Source organism: Delftia sp. WSY_22 (assembly GCF_043104185.1).
Taxonomy (GTDB): domain Bacteria; phylum Pseudomonadota; class Gammaproteobacteria; order Burkholderiales; family Burkholderiaceae_C; genus Comamonas; species Comamonas tsuruhatensis.
On record NZ_JBICKN010000006.1, the window covers coordinates 359,992 to 378,602 of the forward strand.

The window sequence follows — 18,611 nt, forward strand, 5'->3', positions numbered from 1 at the left end:
CTCCTTGGGTGTTCAGAAGATGCCGGGTGCCAGAGCCCGCAACGGCGCACCCGCCGGTGACAGCAGCCAGGCCAGCAGGCCGCAGTTGATCCCCACGGTGATCCAGAACACCAACTGGAACGAGGCCTTGCTGGACTTGTGCCGCAGCAGCCCTTGCGCGAGCAGCGCGCCAGGCCAGCCGCCCAGCAGCGCCAGCAGGTGCAGACGGCCTTCACTGGTACGCCAGCGGTCGTGCACGGCGGCGGACTTGTCGAATCCGTAGACCATGAAGGTCACCAGGCTTGCCGCCGCATACAGGCCGAACAGTGCCCAGGGCATGCGGCCAATCCAGGCAACGGCCATCAGCACGCAGAAGAAGGCAGCGGCCAGCCCCACTGCCACCTGGCCTCGCACAGTTGACTGAGGCCGCGAGGACATGCCGGCACGGCGTCGCCGCGCAGGCTGCGGATGGCCGCTACTGGACTCGCCAATGAAGGCGACATCCTGGGCGCGCCATTTCCCCTGGGCGTTGCGGCCGGGCACGTAGCTGACGCGCTCGCCCCCCTCGGGCCTGCGGCGGCGATCGGTGAAGGACTTGATGTGGACAAAGACCGGCGCCCCGCCGCCATCGGGCTCGATGAAGCCGAAGCCCTGCTCGTCCTTCCAGCCGGTGATGCGCCCCTGTTGCCGCATGGCGGGCTCAGTGGCGGCCAGCGGCGGCCGGCGACGCAGCAGGCTTGCGGGGCTCGCCCAGGCAAATGCCTATGTCGCGCGCCATGGTGAGCAGGCCGTGGTCCAGCGGCACGGTGCGCTGGGTGTTGGCCACGCGTGAGATTTCCACGCTGCCGATCTGCCCGCCCTGCAGAGTGACCATGCGCCCAAAGCCGCCGGACAGCACCAGTTGCGCCGCATGGTGGCCGTACTGGGTGGCCAGCACGCGGTCAAAGGGAGTGGGGTCGCCGCCGCGTTGCACATGGCCCAGCACCGTGGTGCGCACCTCGCTCCTGAGATGGGGCTGCAGGCGCTCGCGCAGCACATGGCCGACGCCGCCCAGGCGTACGGGGTCCGGGCTTTGCTCTATGCGCTCACGCACCGTGAGGCTGGCGCCGCTTTCCTTGGCGCCCTCGCCGATGCAGATGATGGTGTAGCGCTGGCGCTGCTCGCGCATGCGGCAGAAATCCACGATGGCCTGCAGGTCGTAGTCGATCTCGGGCAGCAGGATGACGTCGGCCGCACCGGCAATGCCGGCCTCCAGCGCCAGCCATCCGGCATGGCGCCCCATGGTCTCGACGATCATCACGCGGTGGTGGCTGTTGGCTGTGCTCTCGATGCGGCGCAGCGCCTCGGTGGCCGTGGCCACGGCGGTGTCGAAGCCAAAGCTGCGCTCGCAATTGGCAATGTCGTTGTCTATGGTCTTGGGCACGCCCACGCAGGTCAGGCCCACCTGTCCGGCCAGGCCATGCGCCAGGCTCATGGTGCCGTCACCGCCGATGGCCACCACCACGTCCAGTCCCAGCGCCCGGACATTGCGGCCCACGTGCTCCAGCGTGGCTTCGTCGCGCAGGGGATTGGCGCTGTTGCTGGTGCCCAGGATGGTGCCCCCCACATGCAGGATGCCCGAGACCTCATCCCAGCCCAGGGGCTTGACGCCGGGCGGGTCGAGCATCAGGCCCTCGAAGCCATCGGCAATGCCCAGCACCTCGCACTGGCCGTGGTTGATCAGGGACTTGGTGACCGCACGGATCACCGCATTCAGGCCGGGGCAGTCGCCACCTCCGGTCAGCACGCCAACGCGCATGGGAAAACTCTCCTGTGAAAACACTTGGCGTGCGCGTCCTCCATGGCCCGCACAGCCTTTGCAAAGCCCGCCAGGCCTCAGCCGGCCAGCCGCTGCGCTCGTCAATCCATCAAGGCAGCAGGTCCAGCGCCTGGAGGTAGGCCGGCTGGCGCATGAGGTCGTCCCAGGGCTGGGGCACGGTCTCCGGCAGCAGGGCCAGGCGGCGCGATTCGCTGTCGGCATCGGGCTGCCAGCGGCCACTGCGCTGCGCGGCCTCCATGCCGGCCAGCAGCTCGTCCACATGCTCGCCCAGGCCCAGGCTCTGGTTGCACAGCAGCACCATGTCGCAGCCGGCCTCCAGCGCGGCCAGGGCTGCGTCGGTGTAGCCGATGAGTTGCCCGTCGATGCGGCGCGCGCCCTCCATGCTCAGGTCATCGCTGAAGATGGCGCCGTCGTAGCGCAGGCGGCTGCGCAGGATGTCCTTGAGCCACTTGGCGGAAAAACCGGCCGGGCGCCTGTCGACCTTGGGGTAGATCACATGGGCCGGCATCACGGCCGTGAGCACGCTGGACAGCCAGGGATAGGGCGCGGCGTCCTCGCCCAGGATGGCGGTGAGGCTGCGGCCATCGACCGGAATGTCCACATGCGAGTCGGCCTTGACGAAGCCGTGGCCGGGAAAGTGTTTGCCGCAGTTGCCCATGCCGGCCTGCAGCAGGCCGTGCATGAGGCTGCGGGCCAGCGCCGCCACCACGCGCGGGTCGCGGTGGAAGCTGCGGTCGCCGATGACGCTGCTGGCACCGTAGTCAAGGTCCAGCACCGGGGTGAAGCTGAAATCCACGCCGCAGGCACGCAGCTCGGTGCCCAGCACGTAGCCGGCCGCCGTGGCGGCGTTCATGGCGGCCAGGGCGCCACTGCCTTCGCGCTGCTTGCTGCCCTTGCCGTCGTCCATCCACATCTGGCCGAAGGCGCGCATGGGCGGCAGATGCGTGAATCCGTCGGCACGAAAACGCTGCACGCGCCCGCCCTCGTGGTCCACGCAGATCAGCAGGTCGGCTTTGACGCCCTTGATATCGGCGCACAGCTGCACCAGTTGCTCGCGGCTTTCCCAGTTGCGGGCGAAGAGGATGATGCCGCCGACCAGCGGATGCGCAAGACGCCGGCGGTCCGCGTCGGTGAGCGCCTTGCCGGCGATGTCGATGATCAGGGGTGCGTGCTCGGTCATGCTATGAATCCTGTGGAGTCAAAAAAGCCAGCGCTGCGCCGGCCGGGTGTCAGGCGCGGCGCTCGACCACGCAGAAGCTGGCCGCGTAGTCGCTCTCGTCGGTCACGGACAGATGCACCTGCAGGTTCCGTGCCTCGAACCATTCCTTGAGCGCGCCGTGCAGCACGATGGCTGGCTGGCCACTGGGCAGCTTGACGACCTCGCAGCTGCGCCAGGTCATGGGCATGACCATGCCCATGCCTATGGCCTTGGAAAAGGCCTCCTTGGCGGAAAAGCGCGTGGCGACGAAGCGGATGCCGCGCTCGGGCCAGCGCGCGCGGCGGGCTCGCCAGGTAGACAGTTCGCCTTCGGCCAGCACCTTCTCGGCGAAACGGTCGCCATGGCGCTCCAGGCTGGCGCGGATGCGGCGCACGTCGCAGATGTCGGTACCGATGCCGTAGATCATGGATTCGCTCCGCGAAAGCTTCAGGCGCGCGCCGCCATGCCCTGGTCTATGCACTGCTGGTAGGCGCGCACGGTTTGGGCGTAGCCCAACTCCAGCGCGTCGGCGATCAGCGCATGGCCGATGGAGACTTCGAGCAGGCCCGGCACGCGCGCCACGAAGGCGGCCAGGTTGTCGCGGCTGAGGTCATGGCCGGCATTGATGCCCAGCCCGGCGTCCAGCGCAGCCTGGGCCGCCGCCGCGTAGGCCTGCAGTTGAACTTCCTGGTCTGCCGTGCCCCAGGCGGCCGCATAGGGCTCGGTGTACAGCTCGACCCGGTCGGCGCCCACGGCGCGCGCAGCGGCCATCTGTGCGGGAACCGGGTCCATGAACAGGCTGACGCGCACGCCGAGTTGGCGGCATTCGGCGATCAGCGGCTTCAGGCGCTCGGCGTCCTGCGGGAAGTTCCAGCCATGGTCGCTGGTGAATTGGTCCTCGCTGTCGGGCACGAAGGTGGCCTGGTGCGGGCGCGTGGCCCGGATGAAGTCCATCAGGTTCTGCGTCGGGTTGCCCTCGATGTTGAACTCCGCCTGCGGCCACTGCTTCATCAGCGCATGCAGTTCATAGACATCTTCGCTGCGGATATGGCGCTGGTCGGGACGCGGATGGATGGTGATGCCCTGGGCACCGGCCTCCAGGCAGATGCGCGCGGCGCGCGTCACGCTGGGAATGCCCAGATGGCGCGTGTTGCGCAGCAGCGCAACCTTGTTGACATTGACCGACAGCGCCGTGCGCTGCGAAGCGTGGGAAAGATTCATAGCGATTGCAGATCCATCATCAGCTGGCGGGTGCGCAGCATGGGACTGCCGCAATGGTATTGCAGCAAGGCCCTCAGTTGGGGCTTGAGGGCCAGCGCCGCCTCGGGCTGGGCCACCACATGCAGTGTGGCGTTGAAGGCCTGCCGTGCCTGCAGCGCGCTTTCAATGGCCTGCCATTGCGCAGCGCCCAGCACGGCGCGCTCGCCCTGCAGCGCCGGGCGCAGGCCGCCTTCGGCCACCAGCGCATAGCGACGCCCCTCGGCCAGCGGAGCCAGCGTGGCGCTTTCCTCATTCAAGGCAGGCAGATGGCCCAGTTCGCGCAGCAGCAGCAGCTCGAAGGTGCGCAGCACGGGCTCGATGGCATCGCCATGCTGGCCTGCCAGCACGCGCACCACGCCGGCATAGATGTCGAACAGCGCCGCGTAGGGATCGTCGCGCGCCAGCAGGCGCATCAGCAGCTCGTTGAGGTACAGGCCCGACAGCAGGGCGTCACCCTGGGGCATGACATGCCCGCCCACCCACTCTGCGCCCTTGAGGGTATGGATCTCGCCATTGCCCTCGCCGCCCAGGCTGTAGCTCAGGCTCAGCGGCTGCAGCGGCAGCAGCACGGGGCGAAAGTTCGAGGTCGGCCGCTTGACGCCCTTGGCCGCCAGCGCCACGCGGCCCCGGTGACGCGTGAAGACCTCAAGGATCAGGCTGGACTCGCTCCAGTCGTAGCTGTGCAGGACGAAGGCCGGCTCGTCCGAGACACGCTTGGCGCTAGCCATGGACGCAGGGCCTTGCGGTAAGGGTGCTCACTCGTAGCCGAACGAACGCACGCGGGCTTCGTCGTCGGCCCAGCCGGAGCGGACCTTGACCCAGACTTCGAGGAAGACCTTGGCATCCATGAGCTTCTCCAGCTCCTGGCGCGCCTCGGTGCTGATGCGCTTGAGGCGCTCGCCCTTCTCTCCGATGATCATGGCCTTGTGGCCGTCGCGTTCGACCACGATGGTGGCCGCCACGCGGATGAAACGCTTGTGCTGCTTGCTGGCCTCTTCCTCGAACTTGTCGATGACCACCGTGGAGGTGTAGGGCAGCTCGTCGCCCGTGAATCGGAACAGCTTCTCGCGCACGGTCTCCGAGGCGAGGAACTTCTCGCTGCGGTCGGTCAGCTCGTCGGCGGCGTACATCCAGTCCTGCTCGGGCAGGTACTTCTCGCAGATGCCGAACAGGCGTTCGATGTCTCCCTTGTTCTTGGCCGACATGGGCACGAATTCGGCAAACGGATGGCGCTCCTGCATGCCCTTGAGCCAGGGTGCGATCTCGGCACGGCGGCCCACGGTGTCCAGCTTGTTGGCAATCAGCAGCATGGGGATGCCAGGCTTGAACAGCGACAGCACCTTGGCATCGGCCAGCGTGAACTGGCCGGCTTCCACGACGAACAGGATCAGGTCCACGTCGCCGATGGCGCCCATCACGGTCTTGTTGAGCGACTTGTTCAGTGCCGTGCTGTGCTTGGTCTGGAAACCCGGCGTATCGACAAAGATGAACTGCGTCGCGGCGCGCGTGCGAATGCCCGTGATGCGGTGGCGCGTGGTCTGCGCCTTGCGCGAGGTGATGCTGATTTTCTGGCCCACCAGCGCATTCATCAGCGTGGACTTGCCCACATTGGGCTTGCCGACGATGGCGATCAGGCCGCAGCGCTGCGGGCCGGTCGGCACCTCGGGTGCCGGGGTGTCATCAGCAGCGGATGCCGTGCGAGCTGCGCCAGCGCCGGGCTTGGCCGCAGCCAGCAGGGCATCGAGTTCGGCGGCGGTCTGTGCCGGCGCCGGGGGTTTGTCTTGGTTCATGCGTGTCTTGCTTTCAATAGTTCCAGCATGGCTGTGGCAGCCGTCTGCTCGGCGGCCCTGCGCGAGGCACCCGTTCCCCGGGCCTGCAGTTGCAACTCGGCAATCGCGCAGGCCACCTCGAAGGTCTGGCGATGGGCGGCGCCCGTGGTGGCAACCACTTCGTACTGCGGCAGCTTCATGCGCCGCCCCTGCAGCCATTCCTGCAGGGCCGTCTTCGCATCCTTTTCGGCTGCGCGCATGTGGGGGTTGATGTCCACGCCCTCGAAGAGATGGTGTACCACCTTCTCGCCCGCAGCGTAGCCGGCGTCCAGATACACTGCGCCGATCAGGGCCTCGACCGCATCGGCCAGGATGGAGGGGCGTTGCTTGCCGCCCGACTTGGATTCGCCTTCGCCCAGGCGCAGCAGATCGGGCAACTGCAGCCTCAGCGCGATCTGGTGCAGCGTGCCTTCCTTGACCAGGTTGGCGCGCACGCGGGACAGATCGCCCTCGGGCATGGAACTGAGCCGCTGGTAGAGCAGGCTGGAAATGGCAAGATTCAGCACCGAGTCACCGAGGAATTCCAGGCGCTCGTTGTTGTCTGCCGAGAAACTGCGGTGCGTGACGGCACGCTGCAGCAATGCAGGCTCGGCAAATTGATGCTGCAGCCTCAGCTGCAGCGCATTCAGTAAGGGTGGCACCTATTGGGTCTACTTCTTAAAACGATAGGTCAGGTAGGCGGGCCCCACGAGATGTATCTCGCGTGAGTACTCGAACCCAACGACCACACGGTCGTTGATTTTGGTCACTTCGAGGTCAGCCGGCTTCACGGAAGTGAAGTCATCGATGGCGGCGGAACGCTCAAAGCTGGCCCTCACTTCAGCCACGGAATTGCCTTCGCGGGCCGCCTTGTTGGCGGCCTTGACGATGGCCTGGTACTCCAGGAAGACCGGCACGGATTGTGCGCCCACGGCCACCACACCGACGCCCAGGGCAATCACAAACACCAGTCCCAGAAAGGACAGACCGCGCTGGCGCGAACGCCGGTTGTTCGATGTCAACATGCTTTTTCCTCCTCCGATGTGAATCCCTCGCGCATGCCTGGGGGCATCCGGCCCTCAGGCATGCATGTGATCAATGGAAGCCGCCGATGCGCTTGAAATCCCCGAAGTTCATCCAAACGAAAAAGGCCCGGCCAACGATGTTCTTGTCGGGCACAAAGCCCCAGTATCGGGAATCCAGCGAATTGTCGCGGTTGTCGCCCATCATGAAGTACTGGCCCTCGGGCACCTTGCAGGTGATGCCTTCGACGCTGTAGCGGCAGTTCTCGCGGAACTCGAAGCCGCTGGCACCCTGGATGAAGGCGGGCACGTCCTGGTTCACGATCATGCGGTGCGGCTTGTCGCCCAGCGACTCCTCGTACTGCTTGAAGTAGCGCATCGCGTCCTTGTCGAAGAAGTCCGGCAGTTCGCTGACCGGGACTTCCTTGCCATTGACCGTCAGCCGCTTGTTCAGATAGGAGATCTCGTCACCCGGCAGGCCCACCACGCGCTTGATGTAGTCCAGGCTGGGTTGCGGAGGATAGCGGAACACCACCACATCGCCGCGCTGCAGCGGCTGGCCCTGGGTGATCTTGGTGTTGATCACCGGCAGGCGCACGCCGTAGGTGAACTTGTTCACCAGGATCAGGTCGCCCACGAGCAGCGTGGGAATCATGGAGCCCGAGGGAATCTTGAACGGCTCGAACAGGAACGAGCGCAGGACAAAGACGATGGCGATCACGGGGAACAGGCCCGCGGTCCAGTCCAGCCACCAGGGCTGCATGAGGATGCGGCCCTTGGCCTCTTCCGACACCTCGATGTCGGTCTTGGCGATGCCCATGCGGTCGAGTTCTGCGCGGCGCGCCACAGCAGCCTCCTCGATGGCCACGGCGGCGCGGCGGCGGCGGGGCAGGAAATACAGCCGTTCGGCCACCCAGTACAGGCCAGTGACCACGGTGGCCAGGAACAGCAGCAACGCGAAGTTGCCCTCGATGAAGCCCGTGTACCAGGCGCCGATATAGCCCACGAAAGCCGCCAGCACGACGGCCGTAATCCATTGCATGGCTTGCATCAATCCTCCACTTGCAAGATGGCCAGGAAGGCCTCCTGAGGCACTTCCACCGAACCGATCTGCTTCATGCGCTTCTTGCCGGCCTTTTGCTTCTCCAGCAGCTTGCGCTTGCGGGTGATGTCGCCGCCATAGCACTTGGCCAGCACGTTCTTGCGCATGGCCTTGACGGTTTCCCGAGCAATGATGTTGGCGCCGATGGCGGCCTGGATGGCCACGTCGAACATCTGGCGGCTGATGATCTCGCGCATCTTGGCCACCACGGCCCGGCCGCGGTACGTGGCCTGGGAGCGGTGCACGATGATGGACAGCGCATCGACCTTCTCGCCGTTGAGCAGGATGTCCACCTTGACCACGTCGGAGGCGCGGTACTCCTTGAACTCGTAGTCCATGGAGGCATAGCCGCGCGAGACCGACTTGAGCTTGTCGAAGAAGTCCAGCACGATCTCGCCCAGCGGCATCTCATAGGTGAGCATCACCTGGCGACCGTGGTACTGCATGTTGATCTGCACGCCGCGCTTCTGGTTGGCCAGCGTCATCACCGGACCCACATAGTCCTGCGGCATGTACAGGTGCACGGTCACGATGGGCTCGCGCACCTCCTCGATACGGCCGGCATCGGGCATCTTGGACGGGTTCTCGACCTGGATGACCTCGCCATCGCCCTTGACCACTTCGTAGACCACGCTGGGCGCGGTGGTGATCAGATCCTGGTCGAATTCGCGCTCCAGGCGCTCCTGCACGATTTCCATGTGCAGCAGGCCCAGGAAGCCGCAGCGAAAGCCGAAGCCCAGCGCCTGCGAGACTTCAGGCTCGAACTGCAGGGACGAATCGTTGAGCTGCAGCTTTTCCAGCGCATCGCGCAGCTGGTCATATTCGCTGGCTTCGGTGGGGTACAGACCCGCGAACACCTGGGGCTTGATTTCCTTGAAGCCGGGCAGGGCCTCGGTGGCAGGGCCCAGATTGTTGGGAAGCTTCTTTTCCAGCGTGATGGTGTCGCCCACCTTGGCTGCCTTGAGTTCCTTGATGCCGGCGATGATGTAACCCACCTCGCCGGCGCGCAGCGCGTCGCGCGGCACGTCGGCCGGAGTGAACACGCCCAGGTTGTTGGCTTCGTAGGCAGCGCCCGAAGCCATCATCTTGAAGCGCTCGCCACGCTTGAGTTCACCATCGACCACGCGCACCAGCATCACGACGCCCACGTAAGTGTCGAACCAGCTGTCGATGATCATGGCGCGCAGTTGGCCATTGGGATTGCCCTTGGGCGGCGGCACCTTGGCAACCACGGCCTCCAGGATCTCGTCGATGCCCATGCCGGTCTTGGCCGAGCAGGGAATGGCATCGCTGGCATCGATGCCGATGACGTCCTCGATCTCGGCCTTGGCGTTGTCGGGGTCGGCCTGCGGCAGATCCATCTTGTTGAGAACGGCCGTCACTTCCACGCCGAGATCCAGCGCGGTATAGCAGTTGGCCACGGTCTGTGCCTCTACGCCCTGAGAGGCGTCCACCACCAGCAGCGCTCCCTCGCAGGCCGACAGGGAACGCGAGACTTCGTACGAGAAGTCCACGTGGCCGGGCGTGTCGATGAGGTTGAGGTTGTAGACCTGACCATCCTTGGCCTTGTACTGCAGGGCAGCCGTCTGCGCCTTGATGGTGATGCCGCGCTCTTTCTCGATATCCATCGAGTCCAGCACCTGGGCTTCCATGTCACGGTCAGCCAGGCCTCCGCAACGCTGGATCAGGCGGTCGGCCAGCGTCGACTTGCCATGGTCGATGTGCGCAATGATGGAAAAATTTCTGATGTGGTTCATCAACGAGAAGGACTGCTAGTGAAAGTGGAAAACGACAGGGTCGGCGCGCAAGAAAAAAGGGCGCGTCCATGAACGACGCGCCCCGAACCAACAATCTCTGGCAACTGCGATAGTTGGGACTTTATTGTAGGCAAAAAGGGCTGGAAACCAAGCCCTGACAAGGCCTGCAAAGCTCCGGGCTTGATCTGTCACAATTATTTATCAACAGTTTATCAACAGACCCAACAAGCCATTTCTAGCCCGTCGATCACCGGATAGTGCGGTGCTTTTGCACCGCAACAATCCTCTTTGAAAACAGGTTTCTGACGCCTTGAGCCGTCACGCTTTGGTGGGGCATTTTACCCAATGCCCCAAGGGGCATGGGCAGGCCTTGGTCCGGATTCCGAGGGTATTCCCCAGGACCCCGAAAAACCGGCCTGCCCCAGCCCCTCAGCGGGCAGGACGGATAAGCACGTACTGAGCCCATTCGCCGCGGCGCACCAGAAGGTTCACCGGCTTGCTCTTGTCCACCTTGGCCAGCGTGGCCTCGAAGCTCTTGAGCCCCGTGATCTCGACATTGGCCAGTTGCAGGATCACATCACCTTCGCGCAGGCCTGCGCGTGCTGCTGCCTCGACAGCGGCCGTCACGCGGACACCGCCCTTGATGCCCAATTCCCTTTTCTGGGCATCCGTGAGTTCGGCCAGCGTCAGGCCCAGCGACTGGGAGACCAGGGTGCTGCCCTTGCCTGCAGCCTTTGCCTGGGGAGCGCCATCGGGCTCGACTTCGGCGATCACCATGGTCAGATCCTTGGCGGCTCCACGGCGGAATACGGTGATGGTGCTGCGCGTTCCGGGCTTGGTATTGCCCACCAGACGCGGCAGGTCGGCGACCTTCTCAATGGCCTTCCCATCGAACTTGATGATCACGTCACCCGCCTCGACGCCGGCCTTGGCGGCTGGGGAATCGGGTTCCACGGCAGAGACCAGCGCACCCTGAGCCTTGCCCAGGCCGATGGATTCAGCAATGTCCTTGGTGACCTGCCCGATTTGCACGCCGATGCGCCCTCGCGTGACCTTGCCGGTGGCGCGCAGCTGGTCGCTGACGCGCACGGCCTCGTCGATCGGAATCGCGAAGCTGATCCCCATGAAACCGCCGGAACGCGAATAGATCTGGCTGTTGATGCCCACGACCTCGCCGCGCATGTTCAGCAACGGGCCGCCCGAGTTGCCGGGATTGATGGCCACATCGGTCTGGATGAAGGGCAGATAGTCTCCCGTGTCGCGCTGCTTGGCGCTGACGATGCCTGCGGTGACCGAGTTGTCGAGGCCGAAGGGCGATCCGATGGCCATCACCCACTCACCGACCTTGAGACGGTTCACGTCGCCGATCTTCACGGCGGGCAGTCCGGTGGCATCGATCTTGACCACAGCCACGTCGGTGCGCTTGTCGCTGCCCACGATCTTGGCCTTGAACTCACGCTTGTCGGTCAGCGTGACGATGACCTCGTCAGCACCTTCGACCACGTGGGCATTGGTCATCACAAAGCCGTCCGCCGTCAGGATGAAGCCCGACCCCACGCCACGCGGCTGTTCCTCGTCAGGCTGTGAACGCGGCTGGGGGCGTTGGCGCGGCACATTGGGCACGGGCAGGCCGAAGCGGCGGAAGAACTCGAGCATGTCCTCATCCATGCCCAGCGCCTCGGCAGAGTTGGCCGACGCCTTCTCCAACGTGCGGATGTTGACCACGGAAGGCCCTACCTGCTCGACCAGGTCGGTGAAGTCCGGCAGACCCCGCACCACGGCACCGCTTTGCGCATGAGCGGCACTCACCGGCACCAGCATTGAGGCGCTGCCAGCAGCCAGCGCCAGAACGCCTGCCAGTGTGCAGGACTGCAGCGTCTTCCATCGAACTGTGGTCATGGTGATCCTTTCCTTCTCAATCATTGTGTTGCCCCCGTGCCCATTGCGCCCGGGCGGCCTGTTCAGATACGCGGTGCCGACTTGCATCTCGGACGAACGCCACATTCTGGCGCAGTCCCGGCATGCACCGGCCAGACGATGGCTCAGAAGCCTGAAAGACGCTGTTAGTTCCCGAATCGGCAGCATGCATGCGGCGCGAACCGCCGTGCATGGGCCACAAATGACTGCACCCGCGTCCATTTCAATGCCGAACGGCTGGACGCGGGTGCAAAAGAAGGCAGGAGAGTCATGCTCTCCTGCGGGATTCAGCGCTGGTTCGCGCGCGGTGCCGAGGCGAAGTTGGCATTGCGCAGGAAGCTGGCCGGCATCTGCAACGTGGCCGGACCACTGTATTGCGGATGGGAGGCCAGCAGCGCATCCAGGCGCGGATCACGCAGCATGACGCTTTGGCCGTAAGGGCCTGCCACAGCCACCACCGAAGAGGATTGGGCCGTATCTCCGAGAGGGAAGTCCTGGGCATTTCCAGCGACAGCAGCCGCTGCAGGCGCCCCCGTTTCAAGGGCGGCCAATGCCCGGCCCGGCGCCGCGCCGGGGCCTGCAGGCGCGCCGAGCATCACGCTCCAGCCAATGGCAGCCACGGCCGCCACGGAAGCAAAACCCGCAGCCATCTTCCAGCGGAATACCGACGCATTGGCTGCGTCGTGCAGCGGCGCGCCATTGACGACGGCCCTGCCGTGCGCCGGGCGCGCGACCTGCTCCAGCTCGTCTACGGCGACGGGAACCAGGGGGCGGCGCGGCTCATTGGCCAACTGGGAGCGGATTCCGGAAAGCAGATCGTGCCGGCTGTGGTGCGCCAGCTCAGGGGAGCGCAGCACATCGCCCACCAGGTGGTACATGCGCCATTCCTGCTGGCCTGCATCGCTTTGCGCATAGGCCAGCGCGGCCTGCAGCTCCGCGGCAGAGAGTTCGCCATCAGCCAATGCCGACAATTGTTCGCGCTTCGTCAGATCGTCATTCATGATCAATCACCTGCCTGTCTGCTCTGAGACCCTGTACCCAAAAAATGCGCCACCCGATGGCCATCACCCGTTGCTACCACCGCTTGCCAGACTGGCGCTCCAGCAAAGGCTTGACTCTCGCTGAAATCGCTTCGCGTGCACGGAAGATGCGTGAACGCACGGTGCCTATGGGACAACCCATGGCGTTCGAGATTTCCTCGTAGCTCAGGCCTTCGATTTCCCGCAACGTGACGGCTTGACGGAGATCTTCGGGCAAGGCCTCCATGGCGGCGTTGACTGCCTGGGCAATTTCCTGGGCCGCCAGGATCGTTTCGGGTGTTTCTTCGGTGGTTAGTTCCTGGCTGAGCCGGGAAGTTTCATCATCGTCATCCCCGTTGTGTAACGCGCTTTCGGTGATCAGCGGCGAGCGCTTCATGTCCAGCAGCGCCTTCTTGGCGGTATTCACGGCGATGCGATACAGCCAGGTGTAGAACTGGGCATCACCCCGGAACTGGTGCAGCGCCCGATAGGCCCGGATGAAGGTTTCCTGCGCAATGTCAGGCACCAGGTCCACGTCGCGCACCATGCGGCCAATGAGGCGCTCGATGCGGCGCTGGTACTTGATGACCAGCAGCTCGAAGGCCCGCATGTCTCCTGCGTTGGTGCGCTCGACCAGAGCCAGGTCGCTGTCGGCAGAAGAAGGCGGGAATTCGGGAGGCGTCATGAAATCGGTGAAGACGGGCCGTGGCGGCCCTGGCGCAGTCACTGCGCGCGTTCTGTAGGTCTGGGCGGGAAATATACAGCACGCCGCAAATCACCCCAGGTTTCAGGACTCTGCCTGTAAGACAGCAGCAGCCAGCGGGAGCTTCGCCAGCGCAAAGACCCCGTCGAAACGGGTCTGGCCTGCGCCCATAGCCATTGACCACCGTCAGCGCGCACCTGCAGCAGCACCGGCTGCGCATCGTAGGCAGCGGCTGCCTCACCAAGCCACCACTGCGCGCCATCCCATGCAACAAAGCCTCTGCCCAGGGCGCGCCATCCATGCCACATGCCTGCAGCTGCAACCAGAGAACCCGTGACAGCCACGACGGCAGGCCCCCATCCGGACTGTAGATCAAGCGCCCACGCCAGCAAAAGCATGGCCGCCAGCAGCCAAAGCGCGCACAGGCATGCGACCGACCCACGCGGTGGATTCAGCGGATGGCGGACTGCGGGCGGGGCATGGCGTGACGTCATGCCTGCAGTGTCGCAAAACCGCAGCATGTCTGACATGCATCCCACCCCAGCCGGACGCGCCCTGACCCATGGGAGAAATAAAAAAGCCCGCTCCCTTGCGGGGCGGGCTTTTCATGGTGAGGTGTGCAGGCCTCAGATTCGCTTGAACACCAGCGTTCCGTTGGTGCCGCCGAACCCGAAGTTGTTTTTCACTGCCACTTCGATCTTCGCATCCCGTGCCGTGTTGGCGCAGTAGTCGAGATCGCACTCGGGATCCTGGTTGTCCAGATTGATGGTCGGGGGAATCTTCTGCTCGTGCAGTGCCAGCACGGTGAAGACGCTCTCGATGCCGCCAGCGCCACCCAGCAGGTGACCGGTCATGGACTTGGTCGAGCTGACAACGATTTTCTTGGCGTGATCGCCCAGAGCCGCCTTGATGGCATTGGTCTCGTTGAGGTCGCCCAGCGGCGTGGATGTGCCGTGCGCATTCAGATAATCGATCTGGTCGGCGTTGATGCCGGCGTTGCGCAAAGCTGACAGCATGGCGCGGCGCGGGCCGTCCATGTTGGGCGCCGTCATGTGGCCGGCATCGGCACTCATGCCGTAGCCGCACAGTTCAGCATAGATCTTGGCACCGCGGGCCTTGGCATGCTCGTACTCTTCCAGCACCAGCACGCCTGCACCTTCACCCAGCACAAAGCCGTCGCGGTCCTTGTCCCAGGGACGCGAGGCGGCCTTGGGATCATCATTGCGCGTGGACAGTGCGCGCATGGCGGCAAAGCCGCCGACGCCCAGCGGGGAGACCGTGGCTTCCGTGCCACCAGCCACCACCACATCGGCATCGCCGTATTCGATCATGCGTCCTGCTTCGCCTATGCAGTGCAGCCCGGTCGTGCAGGCAGTCACCACGGCGAGATTCGGCCCCTTGAAGCCAAACCGCATGGACACATGGCCAGCCACCATGTTGATGATGGAGGCAGGCACGAAGAACGGCGTGATGCGGCGCGGTCCGCGCGCAGCCAGTTCTGCGTGGGTGTTCTCGATCAGCGGCAAGCCGCCGATGCCCGAACCGATCACACAGCCGATGCGCGTAGCCAGATCATCCGACAAGGCCTCGCCCGTGGGCAGACCTGAGTCCTGCACGGCTTGCGCCGCAGCAGCGATGCCGTAATGGATGAAGGTGTCCATGGAGCGCGCATCCTTGGCGCTCATGTACGACTCCACATCGAATCCCTTGACCTCGCCCGCAATCTTGCAGGCAAAGTTCGAGGCATCGAACTTGGTGATGAGGTCAATGCCGGACTGGCCGGCCAAAAGATTGGCCCAGGCGTCGCCCACCGTGTTACCCACGGGGGAGATGCAACCCAGGCCGGTCACGACAACGCGACGACGGCTCATGCGTAAAACCTTCTGCTGATCGCTCGGGTCAGGGCCCTGTCAGGCCTTCTGGTGGGTGTTGGCGTAGTCGATGGCGTTTTGCACCGTCGTGATCTTTTCCGCGTCTTCGTCGGGGATCTCGATGCCGAATTCATCTTCCAGGGCCATCACCAGCTCCACCGTGTCCAGGGAGTCAGCACCCAGATCAGCCACGAAGGCCTTTTCGTTGGTGACTTGAGACTCTTCAACGCCGAGTTGTTCGGCAATGATTTTTTTGACACGTGCTTCGATATCGCTCATGGTTTCCCTCTGGGGGTTGTGAATGAACCCGCGATTCTAGCCGTTTCGGACCTTACGCCCTCTTCAGCCGGCCGTCGCGAGGAAACGGCCTCTTCGGTTGCAAGCAACGGCGGCTTCTGGCAGGGATCTGCCCGCAGCCGCCGCAGCGCTTACATGTACATGCCGCCGTTGACGTGCAATTCCTGGCCGGTGACGTAGCCTGCGCCCGCCGATGCGAGATAGGCCACGGCATGGGCGATGTCGCTGGGCTGGCCCAGATCACCCATGGCGATCTGCGATTTCAGGGCATTTTTCTGCTCTTCAGGCAGCTCCGCCGTCATGTCGGTGGCGATGAAGCCCGGAGCCACGCAATTGACCGTGATGCCGCGGCTGCCCAGTTCACGGGCCAGCGCACGCGTCATGCCGGCAACGCCGGCCTTGGCAGCTGCATAGTTGGCTTGACCGGGGTTTCCGGAGGCACCAACGACGCTGGTGATGTTGATGATGCGTCCGAAGCGCTGCTTCATCATGGGCCGAATGGCCGTACGGCTGACTCGGAAAACCGCCTTGAGATTGGTGTCGATCACCGCATCCCAGTCATCGTCCTTCATGCGCATGGCCAGGGTGTCGCGCGTGATGCCGGCATTGTTGACCAGCACATGCAGGCCACCGTCATTCTTGACGATGCTGTCGATCAGGGCATCGACGGCGGTCACGTCCGTGACATTGAGGTTCACGCCACGGCAGCCTTCATGGGCCGACAGGGCCTGGCTGATCTTCTCGGCACCACCATCGGTGGTGGCCGTGCCGATCACGCGGTAGCCGCGTGCTGCCAGCTCCTGGGCAATGGCGGCACCGATGCCGCGCGAGGCACCCGTCACCAGGGCAACCTGGGGCTTGTTCTGGTTGTCAGTCATGCGAGGGATTCTTTCACGTCGGCCAGCGTGGCCGGGTCATAGAGGGCAGCGGCCGTCAGGTCCGCGTCAATCCGCTTGGTCAGGCCCATCAGCACCTTGCCGGGACCGCACTCGACGAGGTGGAGGACGCCGCGGGCCTTCATGGCCTGAACGCATTCCACCCAGCGCACCGGGCCGAAGGCCTGGCGATACAGCGCATCGCGAATGGCATCGGCATCCTGCTGCACAGTCACGTCGATGTTGTTGAGCACTGGGATGCGCGGTGCAGCCAGCACGGTGGCAGCCAGCGCCGCCTTGAGCTTTTCGGCCGCAGGCTTCATCAGGCTGGAATGGAAAGGCGCCGACACCGGCAGCGGCAGCGCGCGCTTGGCGCCTGCGGCCTTGAGGGCCTCGCAGGCCTTCTCGACAGCCGCCTTGCTGCCGGCAATCACGGTCTGCGAGGGGTCGTTGAAATTCACGGCCTCGACGACTTCCGCACCACCCAATGCCGCCGTGACTTCTGCGCAGCCTGCGCGCACCTTGTCGGCATCCAGCCCCAGGATGGCAGCCATGGCACCGGTTCCCACGGGAACGGCCTCCTGCATGGCAGCCGCGCGCAGCCGCACCAGCGGCGCAGCCTGGGCCAGGGTCAGCACACCTGACGCGACCAGGGCCGAGTACTCACCCAGCGAGTGGCCCGCCACAACGTCGGGCAGCGCGCCGCCTTCGGCCTGCCAGACGCGCCAGGCAGCCACACCGGCCACCAGCATCACAGGCTGGGTATTGGTGGTGAGCGCCAGAGCTTCCTTCGGCCCCTGCTGGATCAGCTGGCCGATGTTTTCGCCGAGGGCATCGGAGGCTTCGACCAAGGTCTGGGCCACGACGGGATGGTCACCCCATCCGTCGAGCATGCCTACCGATTGCGAACCCTGACCAGGAAAAACGAATGCAAACTTCTTCATGATTTTCAAAAAAAAAGGCCGCGCCATGGGCGCCTGCCCTCAGGCAGGCATCCCGCATCACATCTTGAGAAGTACCGCGCCCCAGGTGAAGCCGCCGCCAACACCTTCCAGCAGCACGGTCTGACCGGGCTTGACCTGGCCACTGCGCACGCCGTGGTCCAGCGCCAGGGGGATCGAGGCAGCCGACGTGTTGCCATGCTGGTCCACCGTCACCACCACCTTGTCCATGGACAGCTTGAGCTTGCGCGCCGTGCTTTGCATGATGCGGATATTGGCCTGGTGGGGGATCAGCCAGTCGATGTCGGCATCGGTGAGCCCTGCCTTGTCCAGCGTGGCGCGAGCAGCCTTCTCCAGCACGCCGACCGCCAGCTTGAACACGGCCTGCCCATCCATCTTCAGCAGCGGATCACCGAGGATTTGGCCACCGGAGACATTGCCTGGCACGCACAGGATGCCGACATGCTTGCCGTCGGCATGCAGGTCGGAAGCCAGGATGCCTGGCTGCTCGGACGCCTCCAGCACCACGGCTCCGGCACCGTCACCGAACAGCACGCAGGTCGTCCGGTCGTTGAAGTCCAGGATGCGGCTGAATACTTCGGAGCCCACCACCAGCGCGCGGCTCGCAGCGCCGGACTGGATCATGGCGTCGGCCACGGTGAGGGCGTAGACAAAGCCGCTGCATACGGCTTGCACATCAAAGGCCGCACAGCCATTGGCGCCGAGCTTGTTTTGCAGGATGCATGCCGTGGACGGGAAGACCATGTCCGGCGTCGATGTGGCGACGATGATCAGATCGATATCCTGCGGCTGGCAGCCGGCGGCTTCCAGCGCCTTCTTCGATGCCTCCAAGGCCAGATCGCTGCTGGCCACTTCTGGCGCGGCAAAGTGTCGGGCATGGATGCCGGTGCGCTCGACGATCCACTCGTCCGAGGTCTCGATGCCGCGCTGGGCCAGTTCGGCTGCCAGATCGTGATTGGTGAGTCGGCGGGGTGGCAGGTAACTGCCCGTGCCGGTGATGCGTGCGTAGCGTCTCATCTGTA

The 18,611-nt window shown here is 64.6% G+C and carries 19 protein-coding genes; all 19 read right to left on the bottom strand.

The window, feature by feature from the left end:
• Positions 1–12: 12 nt before the first annotated feature.
• Entirely contained in the window at positions 13–672 is a 660-nt protein-coding gene (locus ACF8NF_RS02270; protein ID WP_016447780.1) for a cold shock and DUF1294 domain-containing protein, read from the bottom strand.
• A gap of 7 nt (positions 673–679) precedes the next feature.
• Positions 680–1,777: a 6-phosphofructokinase gene (locus ACF8NF_RS02275; protein ID WP_252651906.1), complete on the bottom strand. Its 1,098-nt coding sequence runs from the start codon at positions 1,775–1,777 to the stop codon at positions 680–682.
• 109 nt (positions 1,778–1,886) lie between these two features.
• Entirely contained in the window at positions 1,887–2,978 is a 1,092-nt protein-coding gene (gene nagZ / locus ACF8NF_RS02280; RefSeq protein ID WP_016447782.1) for a beta-N-acetylhexosaminidase, read from the bottom strand.
• Between the two features lie 49 nt (positions 2,979–3,027).
• Positions 3,028–3,423, bottom strand: coding sequence for a holo-ACP synthase (gene acpS, locus ACF8NF_RS02285; protein WP_016447783.1), 396 nt, complete (start codon positions 3,421–3,423; stop codon positions 3,028–3,030).
• A gap of 20 nt (positions 3,424–3,443) precedes the next feature.
• Positions 3,444–4,217, bottom strand: a complete 774-nt coding sequence (locus ACF8NF_RS02290) for a pyridoxine 5'-phosphate synthase (RefSeq protein WP_017405343.1) — start codon at positions 4,215–4,217, stop codon at positions 3,444–3,446.
• The gene (gene recO / locus ACF8NF_RS02295; RefSeq protein ID WP_016451180.1) at positions 4,214–4,984 is read right to left on the bottom strand and encodes a DNA repair protein RecO; all 771 of its coding nucleotides are present in this window, start codon (positions 4,982–4,984) and stop codon (positions 4,214–4,216) included. Before recO ends, ACF8NF_RS02290 begins: the two co-directional genes overlap by 4 nt.
• Positions 4,985–5,011: 27 nt before the next feature.
• On the bottom strand, positions 5,012–6,046 hold the full coding sequence (era, locus tag ACF8NF_RS02300) for a GTPase Era (protein WP_392449998.1): 1,035 nt from the start codon (positions 6,044–6,046) through the stop codon (positions 5,012–5,014).
• Positions 6,043–6,726 carry a ribonuclease III gene (rnc, locus tag ACF8NF_RS02305; protein ID WP_012207060.1) on the bottom strand — a complete coding sequence of 228 codons (684 nt, stop codon included), beginning with the start codon at positions 6,724–6,726 and terminating at the stop codon, positions 6,043–6,045. Before rnc ends, era begins: the two co-directional genes overlap by 4 nt.
• Before the next feature lie 9 nt (positions 6,727–6,735).
• A complete protein-coding gene (locus ACF8NF_RS02310) occupies positions 6,736–7,089 on the bottom strand; it encodes a DUF4845 domain-containing protein (protein WP_212644970.1) in 354 nt (117 codons plus the stop codon).
• A gap of 70 nt (positions 7,090–7,159) precedes the next feature.
• Positions 7,160–8,137 (bottom strand): signal peptidase I, encoded by a 978-nt coding sequence (gene lepB, locus ACF8NF_RS02315; protein WP_016451178.1) that lies wholly within the window; start codon positions 8,135–8,137, stop codon positions 7,160–7,162.
• On the bottom strand, positions 8,137–9,945 hold the full coding sequence (gene lepA / locus ACF8NF_RS02320) for a translation elongation factor 4 (RefSeq protein ID WP_016447789.1): 1,809 nt from the start codon (positions 9,943–9,945) through the stop codon (positions 8,137–8,139). The genes lepB and lepA overlap by 1 nt, the downstream gene beginning before the upstream one ends.
• A gap of 429 nt (positions 9,946–10,374) precedes the next feature.
• Positions 10,375–11,844, bottom strand: a complete 1,470-nt coding sequence (locus ACF8NF_RS02325) for a DegQ family serine endoprotease (RefSeq protein WP_026062374.1) — start codon at positions 11,842–11,844, stop codon at positions 10,375–10,377.
• A gap of 305 nt (positions 11,845–12,149) precedes the next feature.
• Positions 12,150–12,863, bottom strand: coding sequence for a sigma-E factor negative regulatory protein (locus tag ACF8NF_RS02330; RefSeq protein ID WP_043791440.1), 714 nt, complete (start codon positions 12,861–12,863; stop codon positions 12,150–12,152).
• A gap of 73 nt (positions 12,864–12,936) precedes the next feature.
• Positions 12,937–13,566, bottom strand: coding sequence for an RNA polymerase sigma factor RpoE (gene rpoE, locus ACF8NF_RS02335; RefSeq protein WP_016447792.1), 630 nt, complete (start codon positions 13,564–13,566; stop codon positions 12,937–12,939).
• Positions 13,567–14,210: 644 nt separating this feature from the next.
• The gene (fabF, locus tag ACF8NF_RS02340) at positions 14,211–15,455 is read right to left on the bottom strand and encodes a beta-ketoacyl-ACP synthase II (protein WP_016447793.1); all 1,245 of its coding nucleotides are present in this window, start codon (positions 15,453–15,455) and stop codon (positions 14,211–14,213) included.
• A gap of 39 nt (positions 15,456–15,494) precedes the next feature.
• Complete coding sequence (acpP, locus tag ACF8NF_RS02345; protein ID WP_003058049.1) at positions 15,495–15,734, bottom strand: acyl carrier protein; 240 nt, start codon at positions 15,732–15,734, stop codon at positions 15,495–15,497.
• 149 nt (positions 15,735–15,883) lie between these two features.
• Entirely contained in the window at positions 15,884–16,630 is a 747-nt protein-coding gene (fabG, locus tag ACF8NF_RS02350) for a 3-oxoacyl-ACP reductase FabG (RefSeq protein ID WP_016447794.1), read from the bottom strand.
• A complete protein-coding gene (fabD, locus tag ACF8NF_RS02355; protein ID WP_392449999.1) occupies positions 16,627–17,571 on the bottom strand; it encodes an ACP S-malonyltransferase in 945 nt (314 codons plus the stop codon). Before fabD ends, fabG begins: the two co-directional genes overlap by 4 nt.
• Positions 17,572–17,628: 57 nt before the next feature.
• Entirely contained in the window at positions 17,629–18,606 is a 978-nt protein-coding gene (locus tag ACF8NF_RS02360; protein ID WP_016447796.1) for a beta-ketoacyl-ACP synthase III, read from the bottom strand.
• Positions 18,607–18,611 lie beyond the last annotated feature (5 nt).

Coding starts and splice junctions, on each gene's coding strand:
- nagZ (WP_016447782.1), bottom strand. CDS start 2,978: ATGACCGAGCACGCACCCCTGATCATCGACATCGCCGGCAAGGCGCTC.
- ACF8NF_RS02325 (WP_026062374.1), bottom strand. CDS start 11,844: ATGACCACAGTTCGATGGAAGACGCTGCAGTCCTGCACACTGGCAGGC.
- era (WP_392449998.1), bottom strand. CDS start 6,046: ATGAACCAAGACAAACCCCCGGCGCCGGCACAGACCGCCGCCGAACTC.
- fabD (WP_392449999.1), bottom strand. CDS start 17,571: ATGAAGAAGTTTGCATTCGTTTTTCCTGGTCAGGGTTCGCAATCGGTA.
- ACF8NF_RS02330 (WP_043791440.1), bottom strand. CDS start 12,863: ATGAATGACGATCTGACGAAGCGCGAACAATTGTCGGCATTGGCTGAT.
- rpoE (WP_016447792.1), bottom strand. CDS start 13,566: ATGACGCCTCCCGAATTCCCGCCTTCTTCTGCCGACAGCGACCTGGCT.
- ACF8NF_RS02275 (WP_252651906.1), bottom strand. CDS start 1,777: ATGCGCGTTGGCGTGCTGACCGGAGGTGGCGACTGCCCCGGCCTGAAT.
- fabG (WP_016447794.1), bottom strand. CDS start 16,630: ATGACTGACAACCAGAACAAGCCCCAGGTTGCCCTGGTGACGGGTGCC.
- lepB (WP_016451178.1), bottom strand. CDS start 8,137: ATGCAAGCCATGCAATGGATTACGGCCGTCGTGCTGGCGGCTTTCGTG.
- ACF8NF_RS02270 (WP_016447780.1), bottom strand. CDS start 672: ATGCGGCAACAGGGGCGCATCACCGGCTGGAAGGACGAGCAGGGCTTC.
- acpS (WP_016447783.1), bottom strand. CDS start 3,423: ATGATCTACGGCATCGGTACCGACATCTGCGACGTGCGCCGCATCCGC.
- fabF (WP_016447793.1), bottom strand. CDS start 15,455: ATGAGCCGTCGTCGCGTTGTCGTGACCGGCCTGGGTTGCATCTCCCCC.
- recO (WP_016451180.1), bottom strand. CDS start 4,984: ATGGCTAGCGCCAAGCGTGTCTCGGACGAGCCGGCCTTCGTCCTGCAC.
- ACF8NF_RS02290 (WP_017405343.1), bottom strand. CDS start 4,217: ATGAATCTTTCCCACGCTTCGCAGCGCACGGCGCTGTCGGTCAATGTC.
- ACF8NF_RS02310 (WP_212644970.1), bottom strand. CDS start 7,089: ATGTTGACATCGAACAACCGGCGTTCGCGCCAGCGCGGTCTGTCCTTT.
- ACF8NF_RS02360 (WP_016447796.1), bottom strand. CDS start 18,606: ATGAGACGCTACGCACGCATCACCGGCACGGGCAGTTACCTGCCACCC.
- lepA (WP_016447789.1), bottom strand. CDS start 9,945: ATGAACCACATCAGAAATTTTTCCATCATTGCGCACATCGACCATGGC.
- acpP (WP_003058049.1), bottom strand. CDS start 15,734: ATGAGCGATATCGAAGCACGTGTCAAAAAAATCATTGCCGAACAACTC.